Raw genomic sequence first — 13,962 nt, forward strand, 5'->3', positions numbered from 1 at the left:
CTGTAGCTTCGAGCACCGTTTATGCGGGGGCCGAGGTCGTCATGTCGCCGGTAAAGTCGCCGGGAGGCTGATTGCTAACAGACATGTCTGTGGAAGGATCCCCATTTTGGTCGCTTCAAGCACCTCTAACCATGACGCCGCTAACGGCGCAGAGAACGTCTCGCGCCGAATTTCATTCGCGAAGATTAACGAACCGCTGAAGGTTCCCAACCTGCTTGCTATCCAGACCGATAGCTTCGACCGCCTCGTAGGTAACGAGCGTTGGCTGGAGCGTCTGGAGTCCGCGCAGGCTGCTGGTGACACCTCTGTTCCCGCAAAGTCCGGTCTGGCTGAGATCTTTGAAGAGATTTCCCCGATTCGCGACTTCCAGGAGACCATGCAGCTCTCCTTCTCCGAGCCCGAGTTCGCCGACCCCAAGTACTCCGTCGAGGAGTGCAAGGACCGCGACGCAACCTACTCGGCACCGCTGTATATCAAGGCTGAATTCATGAACCTCGCTACCGGCGAGGTTAAGCAGCAGACCCTGTTCATGGGCGACTTCCCCCTGATGACCGAGGCCGGTACCTTCGTGATTAACGGTACCGAGCGCGTGGTTGTCTCCCAGCTGGTGCGTTCCCCCGGCGCCTACTTCGAGAAGGCTCCGGACCGCACCTCCGATAAGGACATCTACTCGGCCCGCGTGATTCCCTCCCGCGGTGCATGGTTCGAGCTTGAGATTGACAAGCGCGACCAGGTGGGCGTTCGTCTGGACCGCAAGCGTAAGCAGTCCGTGACCGTTCTGCTCAAGGCCCTGGGCTGGACCGAGTCCAAGATTCTGGCTGAGTTCGGTCAGTACGACTCCATCCGCGCAACCCTCGAGAAGGACTCCGTCAAGGACCGCGATGAGGCTCTGCTGGACATCTACCGTAAGCTGCGCCCGGGTGAGCCCCCGACGGTTGAGGCTGCCCAGGCTCTGCTGGACAACATGTACTTCACCCCGCGCCGCTACGACCTGGCCAAGGTCGGCCGTTACAAGCTGAACCGTAAGCTTGGCGTGGACGTTCCCCTGGATTCCCCCGAGGCCTCCGTGCTCAGCCAGGACGACATCGCCCAGATGATCCGTTACCTCTGCGCTCTGCACGCTGGCGAGACCAGCATCCCGGGCGTACGCGACGGCAAGGAAATCTCCCTGAAGGTCGACATCGACGATATCGACCACTTCGGTAACCGCCGCATCCGCACCGTGGGCGAGCTGATTGAGAACCAGATCCGTACCGGTCTGTCCCGTATGGAGCGTGTGGTCCGCGAGCGCATGACCACCCAGGACGTTGAGGCTATCACCCCGCAGTCCCTGGTGAACATCCGCCCCGTCGTGGCAGCCATCAAGGAGTTCTTCGGTACCTCTCAGCTGTCCCAGTTCATGGACCAGAACAACCCGCTGGCGGGTCTGACCCACAAGCGTCGTCTGTCCGCTCTGGGCCCTGGTGGTCTGTCCCGAGACCGCGCAGGCATGGAAGTGCGAGACGTGCACCCCTCGCACTACGGCCGCATGTGCCCCATCGAAACCCCTGAAGGCCCGAACATTGGTCTGATTGGTTCGCTGGCAACCTACGGTCGCATCAACTCCTTCGGTTTCATCGAGACCCCCTACCGAGTGGTGACCGATGGTCGCGTGACCGATGAGGTCCGCTACCTGACCGCTGACGACGAGAAGTCTGTTGTTATCGCGCAGGCAAACGCGCCTCTGAACCCGGACCGCACCTTCGCTGAGAACGAGGTTCTCTGCCGTGCAGGCGATGGTTCTGGTGAGGCCGTTCTGGTTGCTCCCGGTGCCGTTCAGTACATGGACGTCTCCCCGCGCCAGATGGTGTCCGTGGCTACCGCCCTGATTCCTTACCTGGAGCACGACGACGCTAACCGAGCACTGATGGGTGCTAACATGCAGCGTCAGGCTGTGCCCCTGCTGGAGTCTGAGGCCCCCGTGGTTGGTACCGGTATGGAGAAGTACGCAGCACTGGACTCCGGTGACTCCGTGCTCGCGAAGAAGCCCGGTGTGGTTTCCTCCGTGGACGCTAAGACCGTTATCGTCCGTAACGACGACGGCTCTGTCTCCACCTACCCGATCATGAAGTTCTCCCGCTCGAACCCGGGTAACTGCTACAACCAGCGCGTTGTGGTGAAGGAAGGCCAGCGCGTCGAGTACCGCGACGTTATTGCTGATGGCCCCTCCACCGACGGCGGCGAGCTGGCACTGGGTAAGAACCTGCTCGTGGCATACATGCCGTGGGAAGGCCTGAACTACGAGGATGCGATCATCCTCTCCCAGCGCATGGTTTCTGAGGACGTGCTGACCTCTATTCACATTGAGGAGCATGAGATTGACGCCCGCGACACCAAGCTGGGCCCCGAGGAGATTACCCGCGATATTCCGAACGTGTCCGAGGATGTTCTCTCGGCTCTGGACGAGCGCGGCATCATCCACATCGGTGCTGAGGTTGAGGCTGGCGACATCCTCGTCGGTAAGGTCACCCCCAAGGGCGAGACCGAGCTGACCCCCGAGGAGCGCCTGCTGCGCGCAATCTTCGGTGAGAAGTCTCGCGAGGTTCGCGACACCTCCCTGAAGGTTCCTCACGGCGAGTCCGGTACCGTCATCGGTATCCGTATCTTCGACCGCGAGAACAACGATGAGGACGATTTGCCCCCGGGCGTGAACCAGCTGGTCCGCGTGTACGTGGCTCAGAAGCGTAAGATTACCGACGGCGACAAGCTCGCAGGCCGCCACGGTAACAAGGGTGTTATTTCCAAGATCCTGCCGATCGAGGATATGCCCTTCCTAGAAGACGGTACCCCCGTGGACGTCATCCTGAACCCGCTGGGCGTGCCCGGTCGTATGAACATTGGTCAGGTTCTGGAAGTCCACACCGGTTGGCTGGCTAAGCAGGGTTGGAAGATTGAGGGCGAGCCCGAGTGGCTCAAGCACATGCCGAACTTCCCGAAGGAATCCGGCCCGACCCGCCTGGCAACCCCGGTGTTCGACGGTGCCCACGAGGACGAGCTCTTCGACCTCATGGATCACTCGAACCCGAACCGCGATGGCGACCGTCTGATCAACCGTTCCGGTAAGGCACGTCTGATTGACGGCCGTTCCGGTGAGCCGTTCCCGGACCCGATTTCGGTTGGTTACCAGTACATCCTGAAGCTGCACCACCTGGTGGATGACAAGATTCACGCTCGTTCCACCGGTCCGTACTCGATGATTACCCAGCAGCCTCTGGGTGGTAAGGCGCAGTTCGGTGGTCAGCGCTTCGGTGAGATGGAAGTGTGGGCGCTGGAGGCATACGGCGCCGCATACACCCTGCAGGAAATCCTGACCGTCAAGTCCGATGACGTGGCGGGCCGTGTGAAGGTTTACGAGGCTATCGTGAAGGGCGAGAACATCCCTGAGCCGGGTATCCCCGAATCCTTCAAGGTTCTTATCAAGGAAATGCAGTCTCTGTGCCTGAACGTTGAGGTGCTCTCCACCGACGGCAAGATTATTGAGATGAGCGACTCGGAGGAAGAAGGCTTCCGGGCAGCAGAAGATATGGGCGTGAGCCTGACCCACGACGAGCCCAGCTCGGTCGACGAGGCATAAGCACCGCCTCCTTCTAGGGTGGAGAACCCCGCATGCGCTCGCGTGCGTTGTGGGGTTCCCGCCCGCTAACCCAAGTCTTCAGAAACTTACAGAAAGAGATTAGGACCGATATGTCCAACGAATCTTCGCTTGGTTTGATGCGAATTGGCCTCGCCACCGCCGACGACATCCGTCGTTGGTCCTTTGGTGAGGTTAAGAAGCCCGAGACCATCAACTACCGTACCCTGAAGCCCGAGAAGGACGGTCTCTTCGACGAGCGTATCTTCGGCCCCACCAAGGACTGGGAGTGCTACTGCGGTAAGTACAAGCGCGTGCGCTTCAAGGGCATTGTGTGTGAGCGCTGTGGCGTTGAGGTGACCCGTTCCAAGGTGCGTCGCGAGCGCATGGGCCACATTGAGCTGGCCGCTCCCGTGACCCACATTTGGTACTTCAAGGGTGTTCCTTCCCGTCTGGGCTACCTGCTGGATCTGGCTCCGAAGGACCTGGAGAAGGTCATTTACTTCGCTGCGTACATGATTACCAGCGTTGACGAGGAGGCTCGTCACGAGGATCTGCCGATGCTGCAGGCTGCTCACGACCGTGAGAAGCAGGAGCTTGAGGCTGCTCTGAACGCCGATGTGAACGCTATTAGCCGTGAGGTTGAGTCCGAACTGGCTCGTATCGAGGCAGAGAGCGGTAAGGCTGCTGAGAAGCGCAAGCTGCGCGATAACGCTGAGCGTCAGCTTGCCTCCGTGCGTAAGCGCTACGAGCGCGAGGTTGCTCACCTGGAGAACGTGTGGGAGCGTTTCAAGTCCCTGAAGGTCGCTGACCTCGAGGGTAACGAAGCTCTGTACCGTTCCATGGTGGACAAGTACGGCATGTACTTTGAGGGTGCCATGGGCGCCGAGGCTATCAAGAAGCGTCTGGAGTCTTTCGACCTGGAAGCTGAGGCCGAGGCTCTCAAGGAGATTATTCAGACCGGTAAGGGCCAGAAGAAGACCCGTGCCCTGAAGCGTCTGAAGGTTGTTAACGCCTTCCTAACCACCAACAACTCCCCGCTGGGTATGGTTCTGGACGTTGTTCCGGTCATCCCGCCGGAGCTGCGCCCGATGGTTCAGCTGGACGGTGGCCGCTTTGCGACCTCCGACCTGAACGACCTGTACCGTCGTGTGATCAACCGTAACAACCGTCTGAAGCGTCTGCTGGAGCTGGGCGCTCCCGAGATCATCGTGAACAACGAGAAGCGTATGCTGCAGGAAGCTGTGGACTCGCTCTTCGACAACGGCCGTCGTGGCCGTCCGGTGACCGGCCCCGGCAACCGTCCCCTGAAGTCTCTGTCGGACATGCTCAAGGGTAAGCAGGGTCGTTTCCGTCAGAACCTGCTGGGTAAGCGCGTGGACTACTCCGGTCGTTCCGTGATTGTGGTTGGTCCGCAGCTGCAGATGCACCAGTGTGGTCTGCCCAAGCAGATGGCGCTGGAGCTCTTTAAGCCCTTCGTCATGAAGCGTCTGGTGGAGCTGAGCCACGCTCAGAACATTAAGAGCGCTAAGCGCATGGTTGAGCGTTTCCGCCCGCAGGTTTGGGACGTTCTGGAAGAGGTTATCGCCGAGCACCCCGTGTTGCTGAACCGTGCACCTACCCTGCACCGCCTCGGTATTCAGGCATTTGAGCCGAAGCTGGTTGAGGGTAAGGCTATTCAGTTGCACCCGCTGGTTTGCTCCGCGTTCAACGCTGACTTCGATGGTGATCAGATGGCAGTTCACCTGCCGTTGTCTCCCGAGGCCCAGGCTGAGGCTCGTATCCTCATGCTGTCCTCGAACAACATCCTGAAGCCGTCGGATGGCCGTCCCGTGGCCGTTCCTTCGCAGGATATGATCATCGGTCTGTACCACCTGACCACTCCTCGCGATGGCCAGAAGAACGAGGGCCACGCTTTCTCCTCGGTTTCTGAGGCTCTGATGGCGATGGATCGTCACGAGATTGAGCTGTACACCAAGGTGAAGATCCTGCTGGACGGCGACCAGTTCGTTGCTCCCGAGGGCTGGGAAGCTCCCGAGGGCTACAAGCCCGGCGACCCCGTGCTGCTGGACTGCACCGTTGGCCAGGTCCTGTTCAACCAGGCTCTGCCGAAGGACTACCCCTGGTTCACCGGTGTGGCAGACAAGAAGGGTCTGGGTAGCCTGATTAACGATCTGGCTGAGCGTTACCCGATGGATGTTGTGGCTCGTGCCCTGGATAACCTGAAGAACGCAGGTTTCTACTGGGCATCCCGTTCGGGTGTGACCGTGGCCGTCTCCGATATCGCTACTCCCTCTGAGAAGCCGGCAATCATGGAGCGCTACGAGAAGCAGGCTGCCGCAATTCAGGACGACTTCGAGATCGGTACCATTGACGATGAAGAGCGTCGTCAGGAGCTGATTAAGGTTTGGACCGAGGCTACCGACGTGGTTGCTGAGGCTATGCGTGAGAACCTGAGCTCTCACGGCGGTCTGAACACCATTTACCGCATGGTGACCTCTGGTGCACGTGGTAACTGGATGCAGGTCCGTCAGATTGCGGGTATCCGTGGTCTGGTGTCGAACCCGAAGGGTGAGATTATGCCTCGCCCGATTAAGTCCTCCTACCGTGAGGGCCTGTCGGTTCTGGAGTACTTCATCGCAACCCACGGTGCACGTAAGGGTCTGGCTGATACCGCACTGCGTACCGCTAACTCGGGTTACCTGACCCGTCGTCTGGTGGATGTGTCGCAGGACGTTATCGTGCGTGAGCATGACTGTGGCACCCGCCGCGGTCTGATGCTCCCGCTGGTTGACGCCGACGGCAACCTGCACCCGGACGTTGAGACTTCGATTCACGGTCGTACCCTCGCGGTGGACGTGAAGGACGAGGCTGGCAACGTTTTGGCTGAGGCTGGCGCTGACGTTTCCGATGAGCTCATCGAGAAGCTGTTCAAGGCTGGTGTGAAGGAGCTGCGTGTCCGCTCGGTTCTGACCTGTGAGTCGGCTATCGGCGTGTGCGCACTGTGCTACGGCCGTTCGATGGCTTCGAACGTTCTGGTCGACATTGGTGAGGCTGTTGGTATTATTGCGGCTCAGTCGATTGGTGAGCCCGGTACCCAGCTGACCATGCGTACCTTCCACACCGGTGGTGTGGCGTCGGCAGACGATATTACCCAGGGTCTGCCCCGTATTCAGGAGCTGTTCGAGGCCCGTACCCCCAAGGGTGTCGCCCCGATTTCTGAGGTGTCCGGTCGCGTGACCATTGAGGATACCGAGAAGTCCTACAAGATTGTGGTGACCCCGGACGACGGTTCTGAGCCCCAGTCCTACACCGTTCTGCGCCGTGCGGCTTCTAAGCTGCAGAATGGCGATTACGTCCATGTCGGTGACCAGCTGGCTAGCGGTTCTGTTGACCCGAAGGAGGTCCTGCGAATTCGCGGTCCTCGTGAGGCTCAGAAGCACCTGGTGAGCGAGGTTCAGGGCGTGTACAAGTCGCAGGGTGTGGAAATCCACGACAAGCACGTCGAGGTTATCGTCCGCCAGATGCTGCGTCGCGTGACCGTGATTGAGTCCGGTGACACCGACCTTCTGCCGGGTGAGCTGGTCGATAACATTGTCTTCCAGACCGCAAACCGCAAGGCTCTGCTCGAGGGCAAGAAGCCTGCTGCCGGTCGTCCCGAGATGATGGGTATTACCAAGGCTTCGCTGGCTACCGAGTCCTGGCTGTCGGCGGCCTCCTTCCAGGAGACCACCCGCGTCCTGACTCAGGCAGCTATGGAGGCTAAGACCGACCCGCTGCTCGGCCTGAAGGAGAACGTGATCATCGGTAAGCTGGTTCCTGCCGGTACCGGTCTGGCACGTTACAACGATATTGAGGTTGAGCCGAGCGCTCAGGCTACCGCTGAACGTCTGCAGTCTCTGGACACCTTCGGCGGCGGTTACCCGAGTGCTTTCCAGATCGACAGCGAAGTGTACTCCTACGGTAACAACGGCGGTTTCCGCGCCGTTTCGCTGGACGAGTACGGCCGCGGCCTGGAGCTCTAAGCTTCCTGTTGCTCGCTAGGTTTGAAGCCTAAGCATTCATAAAAGCGCGGATACTCGAGATTTCTCTCGGGTATCCGCGCTTTTTGCGTATCCGCGTGTGGGTGGGATATGAGAGAGAAGGAACCCAGGCTTTTCCAATCACGATGGTTAGGGCAGGGGTTGAGGCTTTTCTGAATCCTGTCTTTAAGATTTGATACGGGTGCGCGTTGAGTTCGTTGTTTCTCCAAAATATTTTGGGAGGATCTCAGTGGAAACAGAATTTACACAGAGAGAAAAATTCTCTTGATTGCAAATTTTTGCGGTGGGGGAGAGCGGTTAGGTTTGCTGGGTTTACTAGAGTAAACACCCCTTTATAGACCATTCATTCGTTTTTGTTGAGCAATATAAAGAATATATATTCTTGTATATTAGGATGCTTGGGTGATTGGAAAACGCTCTGACTTGGATTTACTCTTGAAGGCATGCATATCACTCCAGTCACTTCCGGATCGGGGGGAAATAGCTTCACCCTGCATACTTCCGGTATCGCTCCGTGTCCCTCGTTCCAGCAGGTATTTGCGTCCTCGTCCGCAACGAAGGCCAAGAACTCTCTGTTTTCACGACTCGTCATGCCCAAGCGATCTCTGGCACGTGTGGGCGCCGCCTGCCTGATTGCCGCCTCCGCAATTTTGCCTTCCGGCCAGATGGCCGGGGCGGCCCCCGCGGCTCAAGCCTCCCAAGCCACGCCCTACCTCGTGGGTGCCGGCGCAGCCGATATTACCGGTGAACCCGGCGAGGTCGGTTTCATGGGCTACGGCGAGACTTCCCAGAAGGGTAGCGGCGTGCATACCCGTCAGTATGCTCGCGCCTTTATTGCTGTTGACCGTGCCAGCGGTCAGCGTAACCTCATCGTGGTGTTGGATGCTCTCACTGGCTGGCAGTCTCTCCGAGATGAGCTGGTCAAGCGTATCCGCGCCGAGTATGGATCTGAATACTCGGAATCGAACATCATGATTACCGCAACTCATACGCATGCCACCCCGGGCGGCATTACCCATCAGAGCCTGTACAACATCACGACCCTGGGATTCCACCAGGACACCTTTAATGCCCAGGTTGAGGGAACCATGAAGGCCGTGCGTCAGGCAACGAGAGATCTGGCCCCTGGCAACCTGACGGTCTCGACCTCTAAGCTCACGGGTGTGGGTGTGAACCGTTCGCGCGAGGCTTATAACCGAGATTCGCAGGAGCTGCGTTCCAAGCTTCCGAACGGTACCGACCCGACTAACATGACCTTGCGTCTGGAGCGCAACGGTAAGACTCGTGCGGTGTTGAACTGGTATGCGATTCACCCGACTTCTTTGACCTCGAAGAATACTCTGATTTCGAGTGATAACAAGGGTTATGCGGAGTATCTGCTGGAGACTCAGGATCATGGCGTTGACCGCAATGTTCCCGGTAGCGGCGATGGTTTCGTTGCGGCGTTTGCTAATGCTAATGCTGGTGATGTTTCTCCGAATACTTGGTTGAAGCCTGGTCAGGGTCCCACTAATGACCAGTTCAAGAATGTGAAGATTCAGGGTGAGAAGCAGGCTAATGCTGTGCGTTCTCAGTTGAAGAGCTCGGGTACTCCGGTGGGTAAGGGCTTGGATTCGCGTATTTCGTACTTCAACTTCTCGGGTATGAATGTGGATGCCAAGTACACCGGCAGTGGCCATAATGAGCGAACTTGTCAGGGCTTCCTGGGTACTCCGTTCGGTGCGGGGTCCACCGAGGATGGTGGCGGTGGCTGGGCTGTCTATAAGGAAGGCTCCGGTCGCCCCTCTATTCTGGGTACTCTGGTATTCACTCCGAGTGCTGCCCAGACGCGTTGCCAGCAGCCGAAGGGTATTCTCTTCTCTGCAAAAAATGGAACGATCATTCAGGAAAAGTATCCGGTGCAGATTATGCGCTTCGGTGACTACTACCTGCTGGGTATGCCCGGTGAGTTCACCGGTGCGGTAGGTGTGCAGTATCGTCAGGATGCTGCCAAGCTCTTCGGTGTTCCCGAATCGCACATTATTCTGCAGGGCTACACCAACGCCTACGACCACTACGTGACGACTCCTGAGGAGTATGACTCTCAGCAGTATGAAGGCGGCGCGACCCTCTTTGGTCGTTACACCTCCAGCGCGTTCCGTCAGACCATTAATGTTGTTGGAACTTCGCTGAAGAATGGCACGCCGCTGGGTATTGGCGACCGTCCGAATGATCGTCGCCCGGTAGCCAGCCTGCAGGGTAAGGTTGTCTACGATACCCCGATGTTCGGCACTCGTTACGGTCAGGTGACCCAGCAGCCTCAGGATGCGATTGCTGGCCGCCAGGAAGTCTCTGCTCGTTTCGTGGGTGCGCACCCGAACAACAACATGCATCACGACGGTAGCTACTTTGTAATTGAGCGTCGTGTGGGTAATACCTGGAAGTACTACACGGGCGATAACAACCCGGATACCTTCTACGAGTGGAAGCGCATGGGTATTGCCGCCTCGCAGGTGACGGTTCGTTGGAAGGTTCCCTTGAATACCCCAAAGGGCCAGTACCGCATTCGTTATTTCGGCACCGCAAAGAAGATTACGGGTGCGAAGACCAACTTTGAAGGTCAGACTCGCCAGTTCCAGGTTGTCTAAATACTGACAGCAACGGGATTGGGCGACGCTTGCGCCTTTGCCGGTACATGAGAAGTCGCCAAGAACTCGGGTTCTTGGCGACTTTTCGTATATTCGTATAACGGGGTGTCGGGGTGATGCCGTGGGAGTTGATAAGGACAGAATTGCAAGCATGTAATTTAAGTGGTGCAAATCACCGGAAACTGCCTTCAATATCTGCTTAAAAGTGGAAAATCCGCGCAGTCCCGCTAGATTAAGCCGAGTTTAACCTGTATAGTCTTATGCGAAGTACTTGAGCTCGGTGTACTGGATCCACCCTTGGTGGGTTCCCTCGGGACTTTCCGAGGATACGGGCAAACGAATCAATGGCAGTATGGATACCGTCCTTTGGCGTTGCTTTTTGCTGACGCCTAAATGCCATTTTTACGTGTGCCCAAAAACTTTTCGTCTTCGGATGAAAGATGAAAAGGGAACAGAACTCGCCGAGAGTTGAGGAACCTATAGAAACCAACCGGAGTGCCCAGTGCACCCGAGCGTTTCTGATAACCGAGAGCACCCATCCACCGCGATGGGGGCCAGTAAGTTTATACGGGCTTCTCCAACGAGAAACCCGATCAAGCAACGGAGAAAACGTGCCTACTATTCAGCAGCTGGTCCGTAAGGGCCGGACTCCCAAGGTCGTTAAGACCAAGGCGCCCGCACTGAAGGGCAACCCCATGAAGCGTGGCGTGTGCACCCGTGTGTACACCACCACCCCGAAGAAGCCGAACTCGGCACTGCGTAAGGTCGCTCGTGTCAAGCTCAACGGCGGCGTCGAGGTTACCGCATACATCCCCGGTGAGGGCCACAACCTGCAGGAGCACTCGATTGTGCTCGTTCGCGGTGGTCGTGTGAAGGACCTCCCCGGTGTTCGCTACAAGATCGTTCGTGGCGCTCTGGATACCCAGGGTGTTAAGGGTCGCGGCCAGGCTCGCTCCCGCTACGGCGCTAAGAAGGAGAAGAAGTAATGCCTCGTAAGGGTCCCGCTCCCAAGCGTCCCCTCGTAAACGATCCTGTTTACGGTTCTGCGCTGGTCACTCAGCTGATCAACAAGGTTCTGCTGGACGGTAAGAAGTCCGTCGCAGAGCGCATCGTCTACGGTGCCCTCGAGGGCGTCGAGAAGAAGACCGGTTCCGATCCGGTCGCAACCCTGAAGAAGGCTATGGACAACATCAAGCCTTCTCTCGAGGTTCGCTCCCGCCGCGTTGGCGGTGCAACCTACCAGGTTCCGGTTGAGGTTCGCCCCGGCCGTTCCACCGCTCTGGCTCTCCGCTGGCTCGTTGGCTTCTCCAAGCAGCGCCGCGAGAAGACCATGACTGAGCGTCTGATGAACGAGATCCTGGATGCGTCCAACGGTCTCGGTGCCGCTGTGAAGCGTCGCGAGGACACTCACAAGATGGCCGAGTCCAACAAGGCCTTCGCACACTACCGCTGGTAATTCTCCGTTTAGAGCCTGCCGAGTCGATTCGAGTCGGCAGGCTTTCGGAGTATCTCATTTAGGGAGAATAACGTGGCACTTGACGTGTTCACCGACCTTAACAAGGTCCGCAACATCGGTATTATGGCGCACATCGACGCCGGTAAGACCACCACCACTGAGCGCATTCTGTTCTACACCGGTATTAACCACAAGATCGGTGAGACCCACGACGGCGCTTCCACCATGGACTGGATGGCTCAGGAGCAGGAGCGAGGTATCACCATTACCTCCGCAGCAACCACCTGCTTCTGGAAGGGCAACCAGATCAACATTATCGACACCCCCGGCCACGTCGACTTCACCGTTGAGGTTGAGCGCTCCCTGCGCGTCCTCGACGGCGCAGTTGCTGTGTTCGACGGCAAGGAAGGTGTTGAGCCCCAGTCTGAGACCGTTTGGCGTCAGGCTGACAAGTACGACGTCCCCCGTATCTGCTTCGTCAACAAGATGGACAAGATGGGCGCGGACTTCTACTTCACCGTTCAGACCATCATCGACCGCCTGGGCGCTCGCCCGCTGGTCCTCCAGCTCCCCATCGGTGCTGAGAGCGACTTCATCGGCGTTGTCGACCTGCTCGAGATGAAGGCATATGTGTGGCCCGGCGACGCCAAGGGCGACGTGACCATGGGTGCCTCCTACGAGGTTCAGGACATTCCTGCTGACCTGGTTGAGAAGGCTGAGCAGTACCGCTCCGAGCTGGTGGAGGCTGTTGCCGAGTCCAGCGAAGAGCTCATGGAGAAGTACCTCGAAGAGGGCGAGCTGACCATCCCCGAGATCAAGGCTGGTATCCGCCAGCTCGTGATCGCAGGCGAGGCATTCCCCGTTCTCTGCGGTTCTGCATTCAAGAACCGCGGTGTTCAGCCCATGCTGGACGCCGTGATTGATTACCTGCCCTCCCCGCTGGACGTTCCGGACGTCGTCGGCTCCAACCCCTCCAACGAGGAAGAGAAGCTGACCCGTAAGGCATCCGCTGACGAGCCCTTCGCAGCGCTGGCATTCAAGGTTGCGGCTCACCCGTTCTACGGTCAGCTGACCTACACCCGCGTGTACTCCGGTGTGGCAGCGCAGGGCCAGCAGGTTCTGAACTCCACTAAGGGTAAGAAGGAGCGCATCGGTAAGCTCTTCCAGATGCACTCCAACAAGGAGAACCCTGTTGAGGAGATCACCGCAGGTCACATTTACGCAGCAATCGGTCTGAAGGACACTACCACCGGTGACACCCTGTGCGACCCCGCACACCCGATTGTTCTCGAGTCGATGACCTTCCCCGACCCCGTGATCTTCGTGGCTATTGAGCCCAAGACCAAGGGTGACCAGGAGAAGATGTCCACCGCTATCCAGAAGCTCTCCGCTGAGGACCCCACCTTCACCGTTTCGCTGAACGAAGAAACCGGTCAGACCGAAATCGGTGGTATGGGTGAGCTGCACCTGGACATCATCGTCGACCGTATGAAGCGTGAGTTCAAGGTCGAGGCTAACGTTGGTAAGCCTCAGGTTGCATACCGCGAGACCATCAAGAAGGCAGTCGAGAAGGTCGACTACACCCACAAGAAGCAGACCGGTGGTTCCGGTCAGTTCGCAAAGGTGCAGGTCTCCTTCGAGCCCCTGCCCCTGGACGGCGAAGTGCTGTACGAGTTCGAGGACAAGGTCACCGGTGGCCGCGTTCCTCGCGAGTACATCCCCTCGGTCGACGCTGGTATCCAGGACGCCATGAAGTTCGGTGTCCTCGCTGGCTACCCGATGGTGGGCGTGAAGGCAACCCTGCTCGACGGTGCTTACCACGACGTCGACTCCTCCGAAATGGCGTTCAAGATCGCTGGTTCGATGGTCTTCAAGGAAGGCGCTAAGCGCGCTAACCCGGTCCTGCTCGAGCCGCTGATGGACGTTGAGGTTCGTACCCCCGAGGAGTACATGGGCGACGTGATCGGCGACCTGAACTCCCGCCGTGGCCAGGTTCGTTCCATGGAGGACGCATCCGGCGTGAAGATCATCAAGGCTATCGTGCCCCTGACCGAAATGTTCGGTTACATTGGCGACCTGCGTGGCAAGACCCAGGGTCGTGCGGTGTTCTCGATGGCATTCGATAGCTACGGCGAGGTTCCCAAGAACGTCGCTGACGAGATCATCCAGAAGAGCCGCGGCGAGTAATTTTCGCGTCTCACCCGTGGGCCACGGGCTAAAAACCTG

6 protein-coding genes are annotated in these 13,962 nt (G+C 58.3%); all 6 read left to right on the plus strand.

Annotated elements, in window-relative coordinates; translation table 11 throughout:
• The first annotated feature begins 106 nt into the window (after positions 1-106).
• Positions 107-3,613, plus strand: coding sequence for a DNA-directed RNA polymerase subunit beta (gene rpoB, locus HMPREF2630_RS04775; protein ID WP_049331898.1), 3,507 nt, complete (start codon positions 107-109; stop codon positions 3,611-3,613).
• 110 nt (positions 3,614-3,723) lie between these two features.
• On the plus strand, positions 3,724-7,635 hold the full coding sequence (locus HMPREF2630_RS04780) for a DNA-directed RNA polymerase subunit beta' (protein WP_049343394.1): 3,912 nt from the start codon (positions 3,724-3,726) through the stop codon (positions 7,633-7,635).
• A 608-nt stretch (positions 7,636-8,243) separates the two neighbouring features.
• The gene (locus tag HMPREF2630_RS04785; protein WP_049343393.1) at positions 8,244-10,280 is read left to right on the plus strand and encodes a neutral/alkaline non-lysosomal ceramidase N-terminal domain-containing protein; all 2,037 of its coding nucleotides are present in this window, start codon (positions 8,244-8,246) and stop codon (positions 10,278-10,280) included.
• A 611-nt stretch (positions 10,281-10,891) separates the two neighbouring features.
• Positions 10,892-11,266, plus strand: a complete 375-nt coding sequence (rpsL, locus tag HMPREF2630_RS04790; protein WP_005504939.1) for a 30S ribosomal protein S12 — start codon at positions 10,892-10,894, stop codon at positions 11,264-11,266.
• Positions 11,266-11,736 carry a 30S ribosomal protein S7 gene (rpsG, locus tag HMPREF2630_RS04795; protein WP_005504941.1) on the plus strand — a complete coding sequence of 157 codons (471 nt, stop codon included), beginning with the start codon at positions 11,266-11,268 and terminating at the stop codon, positions 11,734-11,736. The genes rpsL and rpsG overlap by 1 nt, the downstream gene beginning before the upstream one ends.
• A gap of 72 nt (positions 11,737-11,808) precedes the next feature.
• Positions 11,809-13,923, plus strand: coding sequence for an elongation factor G (fusA, locus tag HMPREF2630_RS04800; protein ID WP_049343392.1), 2,115 nt, complete (start codon positions 11,809-11,811; stop codon positions 13,921-13,923).
• The last annotated feature ends 39 nt before the right edge of the window (positions 13,924-13,962 follow it).

This window comes from Rothia sp. HMSC072B03, from assembly GCF_001809565.1.
Classification (GTDB): domain Bacteria; phylum Actinomycetota; class Actinomycetes; order Actinomycetales; family Micrococcaceae; genus Rothia; species Rothia mucilaginosa_A.

Coding starts and splice junctions, on each gene's coding strand:
- HMPREF2630_RS04780 (WP_049343394.1), top strand. CDS start 3,724: ATGTCCAACGAATCTTCGCTTGGTTTGATGCGAATTGGCCTCGCCACC.
- HMPREF2630_RS04785 (WP_049343393.1), top strand. CDS start 8,244: ATGCCCAAGCGATCTCTGGCACGTGTGGGCGCCGCCTGCCTGATTGCC.
- rpsG (WP_005504941.1), top strand. CDS start 11,266: ATGCCTCGTAAGGGTCCCGCTCCCAAGCGTCCCCTCGTAAACGATCCT.